The organism is Pseudoalteromonas sp. J2K-J979, assembly GCF_058169715.2.
Window position 1 is genome coordinate 336,259 of the sequence record NZ_CM200282.1, and the last position, 19,745, is coordinate 356,003.

Sequence of the window (19,745 nt, forward strand, 5' to 3'; positions counted from 1 at the left end):
ATCAGTTTTAATTTGAGTTGATAGCCCATAACTCAACTGATAATTCAGGGAAATTACCAGAAAAATGAATTGCGATTCCACCACTGTTTGCTAATTTACCCCAAGGGTTAGATTTTTTATCTAGCTCGAAATAGTGGTACCCTGAATGGTAAGGAATTTCTCTAGGTGCCACTGGTAAAGAAATCAGTCCGATACCTGGTAGCTGATTGTTCACAAGTTCTCGAATTGACTCAACAGAACCTATCTTAGTTTGTTGTGGTAGGTAGCTTCTCAGCTCATCATGCGTTACATCTGCTTTTACAGCCAAAACAAATTGCGCTTTTTCGATCAGAGAATTATCTTTAATTGCCGTAAAATATATACCGAACTGGCTTTTTTCCAATGTTAGCTCTAAAGCTGTTTGCTCAAAAACTAAACTTAAACTTTGATTAATGGTATTGAATACCTGAGAAAAGACGGCAGCTAAATTATCATGCTGATATGCTATAAAATTCGGAGCTAATCGTGTCGAAGTATTAAATGTTGCTAACTCAGCAGAAAAAGAAATTAAAGTTCGAAAAAGTTCTTCCGGGTGTATTAATAAATTATTATCAAAATGTAGAAAAAGTGGCTGATATTTATTTAATAACTGCAGCATTAAAAAATCAGCTATTCCATTTGAAGCACCACTTGAACCTTTTAATCGCATGGCAATCGCTTCACTGCGTTGCTTAATCATCCCTGAAACATGTTTCACTTTATTTATTATCAGTTTACTAGCTTCAATAGAGAGCAAAGGAGGGATATAATTCTTATCTAAGGTCACGACACCTTCTGTTGTAACTTCCGCGACTTTAGCTATAGGTAAAGAAACAAAACCTGCTCTGTCTTCATTCTCTAGTTTTATTTGAGTATGGATTTTTGATACTTGCAGCACTTCCATCGCATCATGGCCAACTGTGATATCAACAATACTTTGGTCTTTTAGTTTATATCTGGTTATTCCGTGTTCATCATCGCAAGTGATATTCAAACCATTTGCTTTATTTTCAGCTATACATAAATAAATAATTTGTTCAGAAGCTTCTGAACTGAGATTTTTAGCACACGGGACTTCTGCATCAATAGGTAAGCTTATAGTTGTCTGATCTGGAAAAACACACTCAATTTCTGATATAGAAAATTTACCTAAAAGGAGTTCAGCTTGGGGAATTTCGATTTTACTAATACCCCAATTAAAGCTGCGCATTCGTTTTTGTAAACCCGTCAGCTGCGATTGAAAGTATCTTTCTTGTTGTTGAAAATGCTGTGGACGAAGAAACATGCCCTCTGTCCATGCTACTGGGCTAAACTCACTCATGATATCCTTACCACTTATTTTATAAGATGTTATTTTTTAATAAAGTGTAAACTGCTAGCTTTTCAATATTGACTTCGACAGTGTCGTAGTCTGTTGGATCAACTTCTACCACTGATCTCCACCGAGCCCCATCAATATTTCTATACGCCACAACAATACCAACGTATCGGGTATTTTTATTAAGAGACATTTTATAGTCTTTTATTTCGAGAGGTTGAAACTCTAACTCGTCACGTTTAATTAAATCAGGTCCTAATACACTTTCAGCATCTTCATAAAGTGTAAAAAAATCCTGAGTGTCAAAAATGGTCCGTGATGATAACTCAAATATCTTTGCTACTACTGGCGATGCTCGCCCATCTTTATCTGGGTTAACGTCCGAGGCAACAGTAAACTTTAAATCTGTTGACGGAGGAATGATTGCATTAATTGTTGTACACCCAAAGATGTTTGAAAATATAACACTAAGAAAAATAAATTTAATCTTATTTATTGTCTTCATTTAGTTGTCCTTTAAATCACGATAAAGATTTTATTTTTTTATCATACGCAGCAACAAAATCATCGTGCCAAACAGGATTTTTGCTGTTTGATGATTCTTGTTCTAGGTCTTCATGTAATAAACTGTAGAGTTTCCAATACTTAGCTTGTTTTTGATTAGGTAAAAAGCTGTCTAAAGCATTTCTTTGAAACTCTCGGTTAATGATACTCTGAGGTGATAACTGGTTTAATAGCCCTTCAAATACACCCTGAGTCCCAGCCAAAATACTCAATTCATGAGCTTCTGTGTCTTTATAGGCTTCTTTAATCGAACGCTTTGCATCTAAAAAGCTTTTGCTTCTAGTAAGGTACAAATTTTGAATTAAGTCTTCGATAGAGGCAGAAAACTTAATCGGGTTATTTTCAGTGTGCTTGAATGTAGTTTGATTTATTCTAAATTCATTTTTTATCGCTGAGCGATTGCGAAGTGACAACATCAAACCGACCAATAATTCACTAAAGCTCTCGCCTAACTCCTTGCATAACTCGGTTGTGAGCTGCTCTTTTAAATTCAAATTACAAGAAATACCCTCTAAAAAGGCTGAAAGTAATTCGCTATCCTTACTCTCCTTAACTTCATGTTTTTTATAAGATGCATCCTTTGCAACTTGACTAAATGAGACATCCTTTGACACTTGTATTGACTGATTGTCATTCTCGTTTTTTTGTATAACTGCAGTAGGCGAAGTGTCAACTGACTGACTAAACTCATTAAGAGGTTGTTCTAATTTTTCCTTGGCCAAAAGTGGTAAATTCCATTCTTCAGGTATAGCCTGCGGCATCTGAAAGTGCTCATCTACCGATTTATAATCTGTAGCCTGTCGCTTAGAATTTGCATTAGCGAGATTTTCGGACTTCACAAACTCCGAATTCATGTTTATTGGAGCAATATCAACGTCCACTGGTATATTTGGAGGTGTATTTAAGCCGACTTTATTTCCTTTACTCTCGATAGAAACTTGAACTTCATAATCACCAAAGGTCAATAAATCTTCATTCTGTAGTTTATAAACGTTTCCGTTACCTAACGGCTCAACGGCACGATTAATAAACAAACCGTTCGTTGAACAATCAGTTACATAAAAGTCATCAATTTTTTTTTCAATTTTTGCATGAAGGCCTGAAATAACTTTTTCTGGATCAGGTAAATACCATTCATTATTTGCTGAACGACCAAAAGTGATTTCGGTATTTTTATACACTTTTTTTGATTCTTGCTCAGGGGATAAGCGATGATAGCTGACTATCTCTAACATTAGTTCCATTGTGCTTCTTTCTATCCTTAAATACCAAATCTATTTTGTTAGATTATTCACTTCTACTATTTATAAAATCAGAATAAAAAAACTCAGCTTCATTGTCAATATATTAGATTAATGATAAAAAATCAGTTTATACTAGCGAATAATTAGAATGTCTAAAAATAAGAAACTAAGTTAATATCATTACAAGCACCACCACAATTGCAAAAAAATCAACAATTAGGTTATGAGTGCAATACTAACTTTCAATTAGATGTTCCTTCATAAATAATAACTTTAAAGGATTAGCTTTTATTATGGACAAGAATTTTTCTACAAATGACAATAATCAACATGATGATAAAACATGTATTGCTGGAAAAAAATTAAATAAACCAAAAATTGAGATTGACTTAACTGGTAGGCTAATCAAAGAACGTTATTTGATTGAAGAAAAAATCGGCAGTGGGGGGATGAGTGACGTCTATAGAGCTAGAGATACATATATAGAAAAAGCTGGTGTCAAAGATTCTTTAGTTGCAATAAAAGTACTACAAAGTGAAATTAGTGATTTATCGGAAGCTACAAAATTACTAATCAGTGAAGCAAAAAAAACGCAACAGCTCTCACATAAAAATATAATTCGAGTTTATGACGTTGATTCTGACAAAGGCCGACACTTTATTGTTATGGAATGGCTTGATGGGGAATCTCTAGACCATGTGATTAAGCGTTCTCGACCAATGGGCCTGCCCTTTAATGGTGCAAAGAAAATAATTAATCAAATTTTTGATGCATTAAGTTATGCACATGATTGCGGCATTGTTCATACTGACCTCAAACCATCAAACATAATGCTTACTCGACAAGGTGAAATTAAAATATTTGATTTTGGAGTGGCTCAGGCACTAAAACTTCAGCATGACATCTACGCTTTACAAAATGACGATACGAACACTTCAGTCTCTGGATATACACCGGCTTATGCCAGCTACGAACAATTAAATAATGAGAATACTTGTGAACAAGATGATGTTTATGCTGTTTGCTGTATTGTCTATGAACTCCTGAGCTCTAAACATCCATATAACCGTGTAGCAGCAAACGAAGTATCAGTGAAGTCCACACCTCTAGTAAAGCCTAAAAACATTTCGTTCATTCACTGGCAAGCTTTAAAGAAAGGACTCGCTATTATGAAAAAAGATCGCGCAAAGGATGTGTCTTTTTTCAAGAGTCAATTCAATAAAAATCGGACTCCTTTATTTTTTGGCTCTACTGCAGCAGTAATTTTGATTGCCGTAGCTATACAGACAACATTAGGCTTCAATAACACTCTAGATAATCTTCAAGATCAATTAAATGCTTCTCATGTAAAATTAACTGAATACGAAGACTTAAGTAAGCTATCTACGACTCAATTACTTTCTCAATTAGATTTATTTCCCCCTGAGCATGAAATTTTAAAGGAAGGATTAATTCGCCAGCATCAGCAACGAGTAATCGATATATATGAACACCGAATAGAACAAATTCCCAAAGGTAGGAATAACAAATACAAAAACTATGATGAAATCATTAAAGAATTGAAAGATGCTCTCAAAATATACCCTGATTCTATGCGGTTAGGTCACTTATTAAATGCTCAAAACACAAGTAAGAAATCGGTTGTAGATGCCCTTTCTAGCCATTTAGAATTGTTACTTTCTCAAAGTCGTTATGAAGAATTAGGTAATAATAATATTGAAAGCTTAATTAGCGACTTAAAATTTATCGACAAGACTTATAAATTCTTGCCAAGCAGTGATTCATATCAAGTCTATTTAGATAACTTTAATACAGCCCAGTCCCAACATAATATAGAGCAAATTAACACGTTAATCCGAGTGGGTGAGTTAGCTTTTACTTCGCTTGATGAAGCCAAACCCCTGCTAGAAAAAGGCAGCCAGCTTAAAAGTGCTGTCGTAGTATTAAATTCATACCAACGAAAACTTGAGTCAAACCCGAACGCTAAGTTTCCTTACCCTGAAGCTGAAGTTTTCTATGCCAAAACATTTGAAGAGTTTGAATTATTATTTGCATCCATTACTGACCATAAAAAGTTACAAGAGTTAGATCAAGAGGTATATAAGGTTACTTCGTTACTTCCTTCAAATTTTAAGCCAAGCATTACCATCAAAAAACGCTTGGCAGCATCATATCTTGACTTCGCAAACCAATTAATGGAAAAAAGACGCTTCCTTGAGGCTCAAAAACTTGTCAAAAAAGGAAATGAGCTTTACGACCAAGTAGATTCATATTCCCTACTTTAGTTCATTCTTATTTACTCAATCAATTAAAGGGGATGACTCCTTTAATTGATTGAGTTTGTGCTTGAATACTTGCAGTTAAAAGTTGCAGAGGTTGTACGATGTTGAAGTGGAGCCCCCATAGTTTGTTATGCCATCGCGTGTGATATTCACCCAATAGATAATCTACGGGTATTAAAGTATTTAAGCAGCGAGCTCGGTGCAGACGACGACACTACAAATACTTGGTACCGTCATTGGATAGAAGTGGGTTTTGCTAAAATTGAAACCATGCTTGGCGCTGGGCCATTTTGTTTTGGTGACGCACCTACCCTTGCAGATTTATGTTTAGTGCCACAAGTATTTAATGCGCACCGCTTTAAAGTCGATATGACGCAATTTCCAAAAATTGAAGCCATTTATCAGCACTGTAATACCTTACCAGCCTTTATTGAAGCCGCACCTGAGAACCAAATCGACGCCGCTTAAAGTTAAAGGTTCTAAACCCAACTAAAAACGCCTCAATTGAGGCGTTTTGTGTATCTAAAGGCAGCACTCTAGTTTAATTGCGATAATGAAACTTTGTGTGTCCCTTCGTTTTAAGTATCACTGTATTCATTACATTGGTGCGATATTAATCTGGTGAGGCTTTCCCACAAAATCAGCCATTTTTTTACAATCCTCAATCGCCACTGCTCTCGCTTTATAATTTGCAACAGCAACATGTGTATCATCATTCAACACGACATACACTTTATAGTGATGTGCAAACCCTTGACTCGTCATTGCTCTAAAACCTTTGATAGCGTTTATAGAATATTCACGATTAAAAATTGTATAGAGGCTACTTGCTCTTAATATCACCCGTTGTTTTGTAAGATCAAAATAGCATCGATATCCACCAAACAGTCCACACCAGCCTAACCAGCAAATGAATCCCGAAACCATTATCGGTAACGAGTCTGCATTATCTGATGCAAAGACATTTATTACTCCAATTAATAAAAAAAAGCCACACAAAGTTTTTAATAACAGTTTGGCGAAACTTGACTGTCCATACACCGCATACTGCTCAGATAATTGCTTAAAATACATTACAGTACTCCATACTTAACTAGTCCCGCAATAGCAGTAAAAACAAAAAAAGGCAGTAATAATTTAAACAGCGTTTTACGATCCCAAACTTCTATAAATACAGGGTCTTTGAAGTTAATGTTACTAGCGTGGGATAGATCTGCAAGTTCGCTGTCTTGCCTAAACTTTTCTTCTGCTTGCCCAAAGTCCATGACCGTTTTATTTGGCCAATCAGAGATAGTTTCAACTACGCGAATTTGATAGTGCGTCGATAAAAAAAAGAGTAAAGCATAAGCTTCTGCGTGACCTTGAAACTCATACATCTGATCGACCAACGTCACCTGAAACACTCCTTTTTCGCCTACTCTTCCTAACTCACATATCAGGGTGTCAAAGGATGACACTGGATGACGTTTCTCACCTCCCCACCACCATGATGTTGTTAAATACAGCTGTTTAGTCTCCCTATCAAACCCTAGCCGGCTCATTCGCCCAAATAAAGATAGAGATAAGCTTAAAAAGAAACCAGCTGAGATTGCAAGAAACACACTTTCACCTCCTTCAGTCACCAAACTCATCACACAACTGGATATACCTGGGACCAGAAAAATAAACGCGAAGAATTTCCCAATCATTTCACGCTTAGTTGGCAGCGTAAAATGACCATCAGGTGCTTTTTTAAATATGCGTTGAACTCGCTGTGGCAGATTGTGATAATCCATTACTCAAGGCCAGCTTAATATTGAAAATAAAATCAGTACGGTATTCAAATTTTATCCATAAATCAAGAGATACAGCCTAACTACTAGAGCTGCAAAATATAAAAAATTTTAAGTTATGTCATTCAGTGTTAAAAAAGATCATCAAACACTCACAAAACGCGACGAAATTTCCAAACTACAAGTACCTAATTTATTTTTACAAATAAAAAAACCGTCGCGATAAAAAACCTTTACGACTAAACATACCAGCGTAAACAGTACATTTTCAAAGCTTTATAGTGGTTAGCAATAGCCTTATTTTTCCCCTTCACAAAACGAAATAAAAGGTTGCGCGGTTCTTAATGGTTGCTCCAACATAGGTAAGTGGCCAACATTGTTAAGTATGTCGATATGCGCATGTGGCAAAACCTGTTTGAGTCCGTGGGCGCCCGAAACATGTAAAATACGATCCTGATCGCCCCAGGTAATGAACACGTTGCCGTTGTAGTGCTGTAAAACGCAATCGAGCGGGTTATTGAACTGTGGCTCGCCATGATTAACCGAATGGATTTGCGAAAATATTCTGCTGTTAAGCACAAGTCGTTGCTTGGCCATTGCGCCAAGGTGACTGAGTACCGCATTAGGTACAAATGGTGCTTTTACAAATAAATGGGCATAAAGTGCCTTAAATTCAAATTGTGTGCGGGGTAATACAACAGGGTGCTGGCCTGCTTTTATTGCGTTAAACATTTCACTGTTATCTGAATGTTCAACCCCTAATGGGCTGATCAACCAAAGGTTTTTAATGCTATTCGGGTATTTCGCGGCAAAGTTGCCAGCAATGTAGCCCCCCATTGAGCTGCCAGCAAGATGAAACTCCGTTAATTCAAGTGCATCGACTATTTTTTTAAGCCGCCTAACTTGGCTGTGTACATCGTAATCGTGTTGGATCTCATGGCTACTGTTGCCAAAACCCGGTAAGTCTACCGCAATCACGTCAAAGTGGTCGCCTAAGTAGCCTGCAATTCGGTTCCAATGATCTTTATCTGCACCAAAACCATGTAGCAGCAACAATGGTTCGCCCGAGCCACCCCGAAGGTACTCAATGCTGAATTCATCAACCTGTAAACGCGCTAAGTATAAACGCGCAATGCTACGCTCAATATTCAGTAAAAAATGATACAAGGTGGATATTGGTGTGATCACATACATCAGCACGCACACCAGAATGAGCAAGCCAACCACTATCAGTAACCAATCCATCGCACGCATCCTTACTTATTTGTCTGTGTTAAATTGGCGATTGTATCGCAACGCTCAGCTGACACAATGCACTGGCCCACTTTTTGGGCGGGCGCTGATTGTTTGCTACATCATCAGTTGTTCATTTAATGGCGATGTGAACTTCAATTTCATTGCCATTAGGGTAGAATTCAAAATCGGTCGTATAAAGTCGGTGATGCGCGACGTTTTGGTCGCTGAAATAATTCCAGGCCTCCGTCCATGCTTCTATAGCTATCTGTGGCATGCTTCCTTGGCGCTTAAAGACCAGATAATTCCCTTCACTGATCGTGATTGACTCCAGTTGAGCTCCGCTTGGCAACTCAGCCCCATCAAACCCTGCTAGTACGGTAAAGTCACCGTTGTAATCAGATTCATACTGAAAATACACGCCATAGACACGCTCACCCTGTTGATAATCAACAGGCACGGTGCGATCGAACCTTTGCCATAGTTCAGCGATTTTTCCCGTTTGTGGGTTCATCTCTGTCGCATTGTTTGTTCGTGTGCTGAGTCCATTAATGGTTTTTTCTTCAACAAATCGTATTTCCATTTTAGTTTTATCCTCGATATACCTTATTTTTAGGTAAAAAATTACGCGCACTCTATGTGCTGTCTGCCTCAATGACCATCAATAGAATTCCCTTGCTCTCTATTGAGCAAGGGCTTATCTACAGTTAAATGATGAGTTTATTGCCCAACTTTATCACCTTCAAAGCCAATCACTTGTGCATTGGCCCAGTTGGCACAAGCAACGTGTGGGGTTGGTGCTTGGCTGTACGTGCGCAGGCTTAGCTGTTTCACACCGCGAATATCAAGCTCTGGTTTCACCACTGCAGGCGGCGTAATTACGCCACTATCAAACAGCAGCTTGTTATCTACATAAACCTGAAAATTCACTTTTGCTCCTGCTTCGCAGCTGTCATCAATGCCCACGTCAGCTCTAAAGGTGTGCCAATGACCCGACAAGGTATAATCAATTTGGCTGTGGCCATCAACCCCGAGCCCTTTGTTAAAACCAAGGCCATTCATTTTCATGGCACTGGTATTATTTGGGTGCCAGGCTTTGTCTTTTTGCACGCCTTTTTTGCTTCCGGTGGTTGCGTTATCCCATGCAGCCGCCGATAAATACACCCGTTGTTTATTACGCTTTGGTTGTGGTTGCTCGAGTAATTTAAATTCGCCGATTGCAATGGGTGTCACTTGCATTGGAATAAACGCGTTAAAGGCTTCACCTGTCGGTTTATCGTCTTTATTTGCGGTGACAAAGCTACCTTGGTCGTGGGTGCTGACAATTCTAAAGCGTAGTAAGCTGCCCGGTTTGGCATCAAAGGTGACTTTTTGGCTTTCTTGTACACGGGCTAAACTGCCTGTTGCAACTGGTTCCCCCCATTGGCCGTTGACATCACTTAAGTACACTTCGTAATCTTTGACTTGTGAGTATTTCCAGTGTTTGTCATTCCGTGGTGCAATCTCAAAGCCTTCAATCATTCGGCGCTCGCCTAGGGCGAGTACAAACTCATGCGGCCCTGTTTTTAAACTTTGGTCGCGGATGGTTCTAAACCAAGTATCTGGGTTGTTATCAAAGGCATTTTCCATCGGGTGACCCGGCTCTTCAAGGGGGCGATTTAAAATCAGTAAACTATCGGCCGAAATCGCATTGCCGTAATCGGGCATCGCTGGATAAGCAGGTGTTGCTGCGAGTGTTAGCCCATCGTTCACGCGAAGTGTCACGTTATACTGCTGATTAACCGCTACTTTTTGTGTTTTAACATGCACGACACCAAATTGAGTGTTGGCATCGTAAAACCAGACATTTTGACCTTGCTCAAAGGCCGTTTGTGTAGAAACCTGTGTTAGAGGCTTGCCGTCTAATTCGACGTTGTCTGGCAAGACACGGGTATGTAGTTGTAACTGATAGACCCGCTCAGTCTCCATACCTTGATATTGGCCTTTAACAGCGCCAATGTTGACCGTGATATCACCCGCTTTATTTTGAGGTGCGTCGACTTTAATCAGCTGCTTACTAAACGCACCCTGTTGATACTGGCGGGTTTGACCATCGTCTTCATAGATTTCGAACGAGGACTCGCCAAATGGGTAAATATCGAGTGTTAAGGTATCTTTTGCCACGTGCCCATCATATAAAGCTTCTGGGTACATAGGTAAAATGGCGCCCGCTTTAACTAACAGCGGCAGTTTATCGAGTGTGACTGGGTAATCAATTTCTCGGCCTTCTTTAGGGGCGTCTGTGACTGTGCCATCCCAATAATCAATCCATTGCCCTTGCGGTAAATAGATGTCTTCACGCCAGCCATTGCTGCCCGCTTGCGAACGAAACACTGGCGCAACTAGTAAGCTTTCGCCTAAGAAAAACTGATTTTTATATTGCTCAGTAAATGCATATTGATCATTGGGGTGATCCCACATTAAACCACGCACAATGGGCGCTGCGGTTTGTTCGGCCTGATGCGCTAAGGTGTACATATACGGGGTTAAGCGCATTTTTAGCTTGAGGTATTTGCGGTTAATTGAACGATATGGCTCGTCAAACCACCACGGATGTTTACGCGCCGCTTTTGACCAGCCTGACATCCCCATTAATACCGGTGTAAAGGCTTTCCATTGTAAGTCACGCATGTAGGTTTCTGGACTGCCGCCAAAAATACCGTCGACATCGCCTGTTGCATACACTTGTCCCGACAAGCCAGAGCCGATTAAAGTCGAAACATGCCAACGAATATAATCCCAACTGCCTGATTGATCGCCTGTCCATGTTACCGCATAGCGTTGAATACCCGCCCAACCCATCACTGTCCATAAAAACGGCCGTGAGTCTGAGTTATCTAAAATCCCTTGCGCTGCACTTTGATTCGCGTCCAGTGCAAACTGATAGCCTGCGCCTGTCCAAGCAACATCGAGTTTTTGTGCGCGGCTGCCCGCCTCGCCCACTTCCCACGCGATTTTATCGACGCCATCTTCAGTCCACAGGCCGGTTTTAAAGCCAAGTTCGTTTAATCCCTCGATCACCTCGGGTAAATTGGTATATCCGCAGCCATAGCCATCATTGGGTAAAATCCAACCACCTGGCATGTCGTGTTCGCGGTATTTTTTGGCAACCGACTCAATTACATCTGGGGTCGTACCAGTTGGGCCATCGCTCCAGCCATCAGGAACTGTCCCGGGCTTTTTCACGTTATCACCATCGTTGTAACAATCGGCATCGCCGTATTCAAACGCCCAACGCGGAATAAGTGGCGCTTTACCCGATACATCGGTGTAAGCGTCTAATACATCGGCAATATTATCACCAACAAAATAGTAGGCATCAAAGCGGTTTTCTTGATGCTCGGCAGTTAGGTATTCATCTGAGCGAAAATCATATTGGCCGTTGCTCCAAGTATTGCGTAAAACACCATAGCCTTCACTGCTCATGTAAAAAGGTGCGGGGCTGGGTCTGTCGCCTTCCTCCCAGCCACCCGAATAAGAAATATCGAGGATCTCACCTTTAAACTCGAAAGCGCCATTTTGCTGACCGCCCCCCATGAAATACTCATTTTTATGAGTAGTGAGGGTTTGATAACTTGATTTTTCGGTCAGCTCTATTGGTTTTACTTCTTGCCAAACCACTGTGGCATTGTCTGCACGGTACAGCTCAAAACGCAGCGGTTGCTGATACACTCGTAACGACAAGGCCTTAGTTTGCACTAAGGTGTAATCTGATTGCTCAGTGACGTTAATCGCAACTTGACCGAAATCACTTTTGGGCACAATACTGGCCGCTTTATTTTCTGCGTCAATTAAGGCACTGCTTCCGGCCCAAATACGAAATATATCGTCTCGTAAAAATGAAATGTTTATTTTTTCATTATCTTGCGTGACGATATCGAGTTGATTTGCTTGCTCAGTTAAAGTGTGAATTGCACCCAGCGGTTTCGCTATCACATCAGGACAGATGGCAATGCTCGAAAGTGCCAACACAATGGCTTTTGTTAGAAAGTGTTTCATGTTCGACCTAATCAGCTTTTAATGCTGCTTTATTTTTTAGTTATTTTGACTACACAAACACACTTGCTGGCACACCAAAGCACTGATTATGCAATCATTTAATTGGAACGAACCAATACTGCACAGAGTTTTGGTCTGAGTCAAAAGATTGCGATTAATAAGTAGGTGATCAGACCATTATGCTAAAGTGATTCTCATGGCTGTGATCTTCAGTACAGAGGTGTTTGATGAAAGTATGTTTCACATTGGTGTTATTCTTTATTCTGTTTGCGGTTAATGGTGCGCCCATTCAAAAAGACACCGTCATTATTTCACCCGCTGCTATCGAGCCTGTCTGTTGGTATCAAGATAAACGTTTTAGTGAGGGAGCGATTATTATGATGGAAACGACCCGCGTTATTTGTACAGCACGAAACCAATTTGAAAGTAATGGTCGCCTTGCGTGGCGAATGATTAACGAGCAAGGGCAAATCATTTACCCCACTAAACAATCAAAAAAAATTACCATCCAGTAAACAAGATCAGGGCAAAGCCAGCACAATTCATTTATTCGGCATGCTCTGGTATAATCTTACGGTCTTTTTTCAACCGTACAGCGTTATGAGTAACCCACAAGCAAATAATCAATTACACGGCATCACATTAGAAAAAATCGTTACCACCTTAGAGCAACAACTAGGCTGGGCTGAAATGGCTAAGAACGTCAACATTAACTGCTTTAGAAATGATCCCAGTGTGAAATCCAGTTTGAAGTTTTTACGTAAAACCCCTTGGGCCAGAACCGCAGTTGAACAACTCTATTTAGATACCTGTCAATCCGATTTTGTTTGGCCGAGCATCAAAAAATAACGCCCTTGTCGGGCGTTATTTTTAATTTAATTATTTACTTAGTGCCAATTTAAGCACCTGCGCATGCTCGATTAAGTCAATCCCTAAATCAGTTAAATACCCACCATCAACTTGATCTATAATTCCTTTTTCGAATAAACGTTGCGCCGCTTCTTTTACGGCTGGCTCTGCATCGGTGTGCACCTTCAAGCCTTGCATCATGCTATTGTCTGGGAATTTCAGTAATAAATTTAACTCATCTACCATTTTTGCATTAAATAACATAGTACTAGCACCTGATCCTTTCTTATTGTTAACTATAAGGTAGCCCGTTTAACTTTAAAATAAAAGCCAATGTTTAGTGCTTTTTCTCGCATTTGTTCACCTTGCCCTATTCATCACGCGATTTTTTTTCATTTTTAGTAGCAATATCAGATGCGAGAGCTACCTTTTATGGATAGGGACATAAAAAGGAACACTATAATGGACAGATTAAAACATCGGTTTGCACTTGTTGATGATTCTCCCGCCATCTTAATCGTATTAGAAGCACACCTTAAACAGCTTGGTTACCAAAGTATCGATACCTTTACTGATGCGCAGGCTGCATTTGAACGAATCAACCAAGATTTAAACTATTACCATGCTGTTTTTACTGATCTCAATATGCCTGATATGGACGGCATGACCTTTATTCGATTACTCGGACAACAAGGCTTTACCGGTGGAGTGGTGATTATTTCTGAAATGGATAAAAAGGTGATAGGGCTTGCTTCTGAGCTAGCTAAAGAAAATAAAACACACTTGATCGGCAATATATCTAAGCCTATAGAGGCACAAAAACTGAATTTAATTTTAAATAAATTAAATTCATTTCTTGATAAAAAAGCACTTGATTTAGGGCAAATGACTGAACAAGAATTAATCAATGCAATTAAAAAAAACCAGATCACTCCCTATTACCAACCTAAAATTTGCAGTAAAACTAACCTAGTAGAAAGCGTTGAAGTACTTGCCCGAATTACAAACGACCACAGCCATTTAATGCTACAACCAAAATCATTTATTCCAACCGCTGAAAAATTCAGCTTAACGGATGCATTTTCATTTCAACTTTTCGATAAAGCCATGGCAGATTACCATCACTTAGCTAAGAGTTTTGGTTCACAATTAAAAATAGCGGTGAATGTGTCACCTACGCAGCTCGATAATTTAGACTTCCCAAGCCAACTCGATGCATTACGTGAACATCATGGTTTAAACCCATCGCATGTTATTATTGAAATCACCGAAGAATACGCCCTTAAAACCACGACTCAATTAGAAACACTAAACCGTTTGAGAATGCGCGGATACCCGATGTCTTTAGATGACTTTGGAACAGGTTTCACCAACCTAGCACAACTTAGAACTCTGCCATTTACCGAAATTAAAATTGACCGCAGCCTAATTAGAAACATTCAAGCAGACAAATTTTCTCAAGTGATTGTGGAGTCACTAAATAAAATTGCACAAGAACAACAGTTTACTTTAGTTGCTGAAGGGATTGAGCAATTTTGTGAACTGGAGTATCTACAAAATCATTTTAACGAGCCTATTTTATTGCAAGGTTATTTAATTTGTCGGCCAAAACCCTGTAACGAAATTGTTCATTGGTATAAAAACTGGCTCAATCATACAGTTAATTAAGCAAGACACGATCATTGCAGATTACCAATATTGCTCTACGGTAAAGTGACCAGGCTGCTGACGCCGATTACGCAAGTAACCTTGGGATGATAATATTTGACATACCTCTTTGACCATATCGGGATTACCACACACCATAAATTGACTGCATTCTTTATTCATAGATGTGGCGAAAAAACCCGCTAACGTACCATCTGTTAATCGTTGCGTGATCCGCCCTTCCAGCCCTGTCTTATTTTTTTCTTGAGACACTACACTAACAAACTTTAATTGAGGATGCGCTTGCTGTAATTGTGAGATTAAAGGCTGATAACTTAAATCTTGCACATTTCTCACCCCATGAACCAAGTAAATTTGCTGATATTGCTGCCATATTTGAGTGCACTGCAACATAGATAAAAACGGCCCTAACGCCGTGCCCGTGGCTAATAACCAAATTTGTTCACTCGGGGGGACTTCATCCAAGGTAAAAAAACCACTCGCTTGCGAGTTGATCCAAACAGTCTCGCCTTTTTTAAGCTTTGATAATTGTGGGCTTAAACTCCCTTGTTCAACATCAACTAAATAAAACTCTAAATTCGGATCATGCGGCGCATTAACATACGAATATGCCCGAGAAAACCGTTTACCATCAATATCTAATGCTAATTTTGTAAATTGCCCCGCCTTAAAAGGGGCTATATCAGCCTGAACTGTGAGACTAAATAATGTCTTGGTCCACCATGTCACATCGCTGACCTTTGCAGGTTGCCAATCAGCCATCCTCACTCCTTAAAAATCCTGAATTCTATGAGGTTTAAGCATAGTGTATTTACGCCTGTCTAGTGGCGTGAGTGCGCGATTATATTTGTTGGTAAGTTATCTCAAAATCTAACGTGAGCGCGTTTATTCATGCATCAATCACCCAAAATATTGATACCAAATATTTTTAACCTCCCGTTTTATTTGAATTTTTTCCTATAAATATTGAAGTAGATCAAACTTTGACAAGTATCGAATTAGAAAACCCTCAAACCTGATCTAAATCAATTATATTGTTTCAAAAGTTAAGTAAGGTATTGTTATTGTTTATAAATGAGCCGCATTTACCATGGACACCCCTTTAAACCGTAGTGAAGCAAACCACCTGCATGATTCAGTCATGGGCATGGATCCGCACCTTGAATCAGCATTTGAGCGTCTATTGGATGATAAAAACACGCAAATTGAAGCACTCAACAACCATATTTTGCAGCTAAACAAACGTCAAAAGATGCAACAAGCGCATATTGATATCGTTGAGCAGCAGTGGCAGCTAAGCAACAACAAATTAGAAACACTGCTCAATCAACAAGCCCATCTTTCACCCTCGGCCATTCATGAGCAGGCTCAGCTTGAACAACAAAACATTGAATTAAATAATGAGCTCGAAGAGCTACAAATGAGCCACAAAGTACTACATCATCACTGCCGCGATTTAAATGAACGCAATCAACAGCTTCATCAGTCGCTCAAGCTTAGTGAAGAACAGCAGCATAAAATAAACACCCTATTTAATAAACAAGCCGCTGATTTAATGCATTTAAAAAATGATTTTGATAAAGCGAATCAACTCAACCAGCAATATGAAGCGCAGCTGCGTCGATATAAAGAAGAACACAAAATGTTGATGGGAAATTATTACGATGGCGTAATGAACAAAAGTAAAAAACTGTCAAAAAATTTACCTAATTAAGTTTAGCAGTGAATGCTCCCCCGCCTCACTTTTTTAGGAGTCACTGAATATATTATGAAAAACAAAGATAAAAAAAGGGCCTAATTAGGCCCTTTGCTCTAGTATCGTTCAAATTTTTTGTCGGTCTTAACCCCTTAAGACTTAGACATTCCCTTTCGGGATCACTTAATTAAACCAATCTCAATTAAGCGTTCAGTCAAATAATCATTTGACGAAATTGGCTGTGGATATCGATTAGGATTATCCTCAGTCACACACGTTGCCAAAGTTTCAATCATAAACTCTGGGTTTGGGTGTAAGAAAAACGGCACTGAGAATCGGCTGTGTTTGGCCGCATCACCCGGTGGATTAACCACACGATGGGTTGTTGACGGTAGCACATTATTCGTCAACCTTTGCAGCATATCCCCGATATTCACAACAATCGTGCCTGGGATTGTTGTCACTGGAATATACTCACCATCTCGAGTGAGGACTTCCAAACCAGCCTCCTCAGAACCGACAAGCAGTGTAATAAAGTTTATATCTTCATGCGCGCCTGCTCGCACAGCTGGCGTTTCTCCATCTAAAATAGGCGGATAATGAAGTGGACGTAAAATCGAATTACCATGGTCAATTTTATCGTCAAAATAGTCTTCGTCTTGGCCTAAATACAGAGCCAAAGCTGATAAAACTTGGCGACCTAATTCATCTAGCGCTTCGTATAAAGCATATACATCCGCTTTAAACTGTGGCACTTCAACAGGCCATACATTGGGATAAAGTCCCTCAATTTTCAGCGTTTGTTCTAGCTCTCGACCTACATGCCAAAACTCTTTTAAATCTGGATGAGGGTTATCTTTTGCCTTTTCGATACCCAAACCAGTGTAGCCACGTGCGCCACCAATATTAATCGCACTGTATTGCTCTTTAACATCTTGCGGCAACGCAAACAACGTACGAATTGCTTCGTATGCTTTAGCGACCAGTTGCGTATCGATACCGTGACCAACAATGCCACAAAAGCCAAACTCACTGTACCCTTTGCCTAACTCGGCAACAAAATTAGTTTTATCGGAATTTAAACGCGATATATCTAATGTTGGAATCGTTCTAATTGTCATTAAATGTCCTTAACATAGCTGACCTTATCCTAGCGATAGGAAAAAGCCGGCGATGGCGGCACTCATCAGATTAGCCATAGACCCTGCCATGACCGCTCTGAGCCCTAGGCGGGCGATATCCTTGCGACGACTAGGTGCCATGCCACCCAGTCCGCCTAGTAGTATTGCTATCGATGATAAGTTAGCAAATCCACACAGTGCAAACGTAACGATTGCTTGTGTATGCGCGCTTAACGTATCGCGATAATTAATGAAGTCTAAATAAGCGACAAACTCATTTACGACTAATTTTTGCCCAATGAAGCTCCCTGCAATAATGGCTTCATTCCACGGTACACCCAGTAACCATGCTACTGGTGCAAATACATAACCTAAAATCTCTTGTAATGTCAGCGTTGGGTGATCAAACCAGCCACCAATGCCACCTAACAATCCGTTAAGTAAAGCGATTAATGCAACAAATGCGAGTAACATCGCACCAACATTGAGCGCTAAGTGCATACCATTGGCTGCGCCTGATGCCGCTGCATCGATGACATTAACAGGTTTATCTTCATTCTCATCGATATCCGCTAGCGTATCTTTTGGATTTTCAGTTTCTGGCACCATCATTTTTGCCATTAAAAAACCACCTGGAGCGGCCATAAAGCTGGCTGCAATCAGGTATTTCAACTCAACACCAATGATTACATAACCAGCCATCACTGAGCCTGCCACCGTGGCTAAACCGCCTACCATTACAGCAAAAAGCTCAGACTTGGTCATCGAGGCAATAAAAGGTTTCACGATGAGGGGCGCTTCTGTTTGACCCACGAAAATATTGGCCGTTGCCGATAATGACTCTGTGCGTGACGTTTTAAGTAATTTTTGTAGTGCGCCACCTAAAATTCTGATTATCCAATCCATGATACCGATATGGTAAAGTACTGCGACCAACGCCGAGAAAAACACAATAACTGGCAGCACCTGAATCGCAAATACAAACCCTAGCGTATCTTGATTGGCTAACGAACCAAACAAAAAACCAATCCCATCATTGGCATAACCAATCACCGACGACACCGCTGCAGACATGGCAACCAACGCATTTTTACCGGCTTCAAAAAATAAGACAAACCCACCAATTACAAACTGCATTGCAAATGCAATACCCACAGTTCTTAAACTGATTGCCTTACGATTAGTCGAAGCAGCAAAGGCGACCAATAGCAACGATACAATGCCAACTAAACTCATGAACGTAGTCATTTATAAAAACCTATTATTATTGTTGTAAAAGTTGTTTTATTTTACTTTTGATGATGTCAATCGCGACACGGTTTTTGCCACCACGTGTGACCACAAGGTCTGAGCTATGTTTTGACGGCTCAATAAATTGATAAAACATCGGTCTGACCGTCGATTTATACTGATCAATGACAGATTGTAAGCTTCTGCCTCGTTCTTCCATATCTCGTTTCATGCGGCGCATCAAACAGATATCAAGTGGTGTATCAATAAACACCTTAATATTAAATTCATCACATAGCTTTGGATCTGATAATAATAATATTCCTTCAACGATTAAAATTTTGGCCGGAGAGACACGACGGGTTTTATCACTGCGCGTATGTTGACCATAATCATAAATCGGCACTTCTACTGCTTGCCCCTGACGAAGCTGATTCAAATGGGTTAGCATCAATTCGTGTTCGAATGCTTCTGGGTGGTCATAATTAGTTTGAGTACGATGGGCAAACGGTAAATGAGACTGATCGCGGTAATAAGCGTCTTCTTCGATAATTGCAATCGCACCGGGCTCTAGTTCATTAACTAACTCATTATAAATTGTTTGGCTAAACAGGGATTTACCAGACGCTGATGCACCAGCAATCGCTATAATAGTTCGAGTCACAAGTATTCACACCTAAGAGAAGTTAACAAAAAGTAGCTAAACAATACC

Annotated in this window: 18 protein-coding genes and 1 pseudogene; 6 read left to right on the top strand and 13 right to left on the bottom strand. The window is 39.8% G+C overall.

The window, feature by feature from the left end:
• Window positions 1-7: 7 nt before the first annotated feature.
• From tssK to tagH, 3 genes are read right to left on the bottom strand one after another with little or no spacing between them, the layout of a single operon-like run.
• Window positions 8-1,339 (bottom strand): type VI secretion system baseplate subunit TssK, encoded by a 1,332-nt coding sequence (gene tssK / locus AC3KVK_RS17960; protein WP_490310278.1) that lies wholly within the window; start codon window positions 1,337-1,339, stop codon window positions 8-10.
• A 19-nt stretch (window positions 1,340-1,358) separates the two neighbouring features.
• Window positions 1,359-1,841: a type VI secretion system lipoprotein TssJ gene (gene tssJ / locus AC3KVK_RS17965; protein WP_490310277.1), complete on the bottom strand. Its 483-nt coding sequence runs from the start codon at window positions 1,839-1,841 to the stop codon at window positions 1,359-1,361.
• A gap of 16 nt (window positions 1,842-1,857) precedes the next feature.
• Complete coding sequence (gene tagH, locus AC3KVK_RS17970) at window positions 1,858-3,144, bottom strand: type VI secretion system-associated FHA domain protein TagH (RefSeq protein WP_490310276.1); 1,287 nt, start codon at window positions 3,142-3,144, stop codon at window positions 1,858-1,860.
• Between the two features lie 293 nt (window positions 3,145-3,437).
• On the opposite strand from tagH, the gene AC3KVK_RS17975 reads away from it, so the two are divergent.
• Together AC3KVK_RS17975 and AC3KVK_RS17980 are read left to right on the top strand one after the other, a co-directional pair.
• The gene (locus AC3KVK_RS17975) at window positions 3,438-5,429 is read left to right on the top strand and encodes a serine/threonine-protein kinase (RefSeq protein WP_490310275.1); all 1,992 of its coding nucleotides are present in this window, start codon (window positions 3,438-3,440) and stop codon (window positions 5,427-5,429) included.
• Window positions 5,430-5,555: 126 nt separating this feature from the next.
• A pseudogene (locus tag AC3KVK_RS17980) lies at window positions 5,556-5,894 on the top strand (glutathione S-transferase C-terminal domain-containing protein); the annotation flags it as partial.
• 129 nt (window positions 5,895-6,023) lie between these two features.
• Here AC3KVK_RS17980 and AC3KVK_RS17985 read toward each other — a convergent pair.
• The 5 genes from AC3KVK_RS17985 to AC3KVK_RS18005 form a co-directional block, all read right to left on the bottom strand.
• The gene (locus AC3KVK_RS17985; protein WP_490310274.1) at window positions 6,024-6,500 is read right to left on the bottom strand and encodes a hypothetical protein; all 477 of its coding nucleotides are present in this window, start codon (window positions 6,498-6,500) and stop codon (window positions 6,024-6,026) included.
• Window positions 6,500-7,201, bottom strand: a complete 702-nt coding sequence (locus AC3KVK_RS17990) for a hypothetical protein (RefSeq protein ID WP_490310273.1) — start codon at window positions 7,199-7,201, stop codon at window positions 6,500-6,502. Before AC3KVK_RS17990 ends, AC3KVK_RS17985 begins: the two co-directional genes overlap by 1 nt.
• A 294-nt stretch (window positions 7,202-7,495) precedes the next feature.
• Complete coding sequence (locus AC3KVK_RS17995; protein WP_490310272.1) at window positions 7,496-8,443, bottom strand: alpha/beta fold hydrolase; 948 nt, start codon at window positions 8,441-8,443, stop codon at window positions 7,496-7,498.
• A 121-nt stretch (window positions 8,444-8,564) separates the two neighbouring features.
• Window positions 8,565-9,014, bottom strand: a complete 450-nt coding sequence (locus AC3KVK_RS18000; RefSeq protein ID WP_490310271.1) for a GyrI-like domain-containing protein — start codon at window positions 9,012-9,014, stop codon at window positions 8,565-8,567.
• A 137-nt stretch (window positions 9,015-9,151) separates the two neighbouring features.
• Entirely contained in the window at window positions 9,152-12,469 is a 3,318-nt protein-coding gene (locus AC3KVK_RS18005) for an NPCBM/NEW2 domain-containing protein (protein ID WP_490310270.1), read from the bottom strand.
• Between the two features lie 227 nt (window positions 12,470-12,696).
• Here AC3KVK_RS18005 and AC3KVK_RS18010 point away from each other — a divergent pair, with 227 nt between their 5' ends.
• Window positions 12,697-12,984, top strand: coding sequence for a DUF1496 domain-containing protein (locus tag AC3KVK_RS18010; RefSeq protein WP_490310269.1), 288 nt, complete (start codon window positions 12,697-12,699; stop codon window positions 12,982-12,984).
• 85 nt (window positions 12,985-13,069) lie between these two features.
• Window positions 13,070-13,318 carry a VF530 family protein gene (locus tag AC3KVK_RS18015; RefSeq protein ID WP_490310268.1) on the top strand — a complete coding sequence of 83 codons (249 nt, stop codon included), beginning with the start codon at window positions 13,070-13,072 and terminating at the stop codon, window positions 13,316-13,318.
• 30 nt (window positions 13,319-13,348) lie between these two features.
• On the opposite strand, the gene AC3KVK_RS18020 is transcribed toward AC3KVK_RS18015, so the two are convergent.
• Complete coding sequence (locus AC3KVK_RS18020) at window positions 13,349-13,582, bottom strand: TIGR02647 family protein (protein WP_490310267.1); 234 nt, start codon at window positions 13,580-13,582, stop codon at window positions 13,349-13,351.
• Between the two features lie 198 nt (window positions 13,583-13,780).
• On the opposite strand from AC3KVK_RS18020, the gene AC3KVK_RS18025 reads away from it, so the two are divergent.
• Window positions 13,781-14,986 (top strand): EAL domain-containing response regulator, encoded by a 1,206-nt coding sequence (locus AC3KVK_RS18025; RefSeq protein WP_490310266.1) that lies wholly within the window; start codon window positions 13,781-13,783, stop codon window positions 14,984-14,986.
• Window positions 14,987-15,007: 21 nt separating this feature from the next.
• Here AC3KVK_RS18025 and AC3KVK_RS18030 read toward each other — a convergent pair whose 3' ends face one another.
• Window positions 15,008-15,748 carry an FAD-binding oxidoreductase gene (locus AC3KVK_RS18030; protein WP_490310265.1) on the bottom strand — a complete coding sequence of 247 codons (741 nt, stop codon included), beginning with the start codon at window positions 15,746-15,748 and terminating at the stop codon, window positions 15,008-15,010.
• Between the two features lie 328 nt (window positions 15,749-16,076).
• Here AC3KVK_RS18030 and AC3KVK_RS18035 point away from each other — a divergent pair, with 328 nt between their 5' ends.
• Window positions 16,077-16,700, top strand: coding sequence for a hypothetical protein (locus AC3KVK_RS18035; protein ID WP_490310264.1), 624 nt, complete (start codon window positions 16,077-16,079; stop codon window positions 16,698-16,700).
• A gap of 161 nt (window positions 16,701-16,861) precedes the next feature.
• Here AC3KVK_RS18035 and AC3KVK_RS18040 read toward each other — a convergent pair whose 3' ends face one another.
• From AC3KVK_RS18040 to udk, 3 genes are read right to left on the bottom strand one after another with little or no spacing between them, the layout of a single operon-like run.
• Entirely contained in the window at window positions 16,862-17,803 is a 942-nt protein-coding gene (locus AC3KVK_RS18040) for an isopenicillin N synthase family dioxygenase (RefSeq protein ID WP_490310263.1), read from the bottom strand.
• Between the two features lie 24 nt (window positions 17,804-17,827).
• On the bottom strand, window positions 17,828-19,051 hold the full coding sequence (locus AC3KVK_RS18045) for a NupC/NupG family nucleoside CNT transporter (protein WP_490310262.1): 1,224 nt from the start codon (window positions 19,049-19,051) through the stop codon (window positions 17,828-17,830).
• Between the two features lie 16 nt (window positions 19,052-19,067).
• On the bottom strand, window positions 19,068-19,697 hold the full coding sequence (udk, locus tag AC3KVK_RS18050; protein WP_490310261.1) for a uridine kinase: 630 nt from the start codon (window positions 19,695-19,697) through the stop codon (window positions 19,068-19,070).
• Between the last annotated feature and the right edge of the window lie 48 nt (window positions 19,698-19,745).

Bases quoted from the DNA above. Each gene is read 5' to 3' on its own strand.
- AC3KVK_RS17995 (WP_490310272.1), bottom strand. From the start codon at position 8,443: ATGGATTGGTTACTGATAGTGGTTGGCTTGCTCATTCTGGTGTGCGTG.
- AC3KVK_RS18005 (WP_490310270.1), bottom strand. From the start codon at position 12,469: ATGAAACACTTTCTAACAAAAGCCATTGTGTTGGCACTTTCGAGCATT.
- AC3KVK_RS18040 (WP_490310263.1), bottom strand. From the start codon at position 17,803: ATGACAATTAGAACGATTCCAACATTAGATATATCGCGTTTAAATTCC.
- tssJ (WP_490310277.1), bottom strand. From the start codon at position 1,841: ATGAAGACAATAAATAAGATTAAATTTATTTTTCTTAGTGTTATATTT.
- AC3KVK_RS18015 (WP_490310268.1), top strand. From the start codon at position 13,070: ATGAGTAACCCACAAGCAAATAATCAATTACACGGCATCACATTAGAA.
- AC3KVK_RS18000 (WP_490310271.1), bottom strand. From the start codon at position 9,014: ATGGAAATACGATTTGTTGAAGAAAAAACCATTAATGGACTCAGCACA.
- AC3KVK_RS18030 (WP_490310265.1), bottom strand. From the start codon at position 15,748: ATGGCTGATTGGCAACCTGCAAAGGTCAGCGATGTGACATGGTGGACC.
- AC3KVK_RS18020 (WP_490310267.1), bottom strand. From the start codon at position 13,582: ATGTTATTTAATGCAAAAATGGTAGATGAGTTAAATTTATTACTGAAA.
- AC3KVK_RS18035 (WP_490310264.1), top strand. From the start codon at position 16,077: ATGGACACCCCTTTAAACCGTAGTGAAGCAAACCACCTGCATGATTCA.
- AC3KVK_RS18025 (WP_490310266.1), top strand. From the start codon at position 13,781: ATGGACAGATTAAAACATCGGTTTGCACTTGTTGATGATTCTCCCGCC.
- AC3KVK_RS17985 (WP_490310274.1), bottom strand. From the start codon at position 6,500: ATGTATTTTAAGCAATTATCTGAGCAGTATGCGGTGTATGGACAGTCA.
- AC3KVK_RS17990 (WP_490310273.1), bottom strand. From the start codon at position 7,201: ATGGATTATCACAATCTGCCACAGCGAGTTCAACGCATATTTAAAAAA.
- tssK (WP_490310278.1), bottom strand. From the start codon at position 1,339: ATGAGTGAGTTTAGCCCAGTAGCATGGACAGAGGGCATGTTTCTTCGT.
- AC3KVK_RS18010 (WP_490310269.1), top strand. From the start codon at position 12,697: ATGAAAGTATGTTTCACATTGGTGTTATTCTTTATTCTGTTTGCGGTT.
- AC3KVK_RS18045 (WP_490310262.1), bottom strand. From the start codon at position 19,051: ATGACTACGTTCATGAGTTTAGTTGGCATTGTATCGTTGCTATTGGTC.
- tagH (WP_490310276.1), bottom strand. From the start codon at position 3,144: ATGGAACTAATGTTAGAGATAGTCAGCTATCATCGCTTATCCCCTGAG.
- AC3KVK_RS17975 (WP_490310275.1), top strand. From the start codon at position 3,438: ATGGACAAGAATTTTTCTACAAATGACAATAATCAACATGATGATAAA.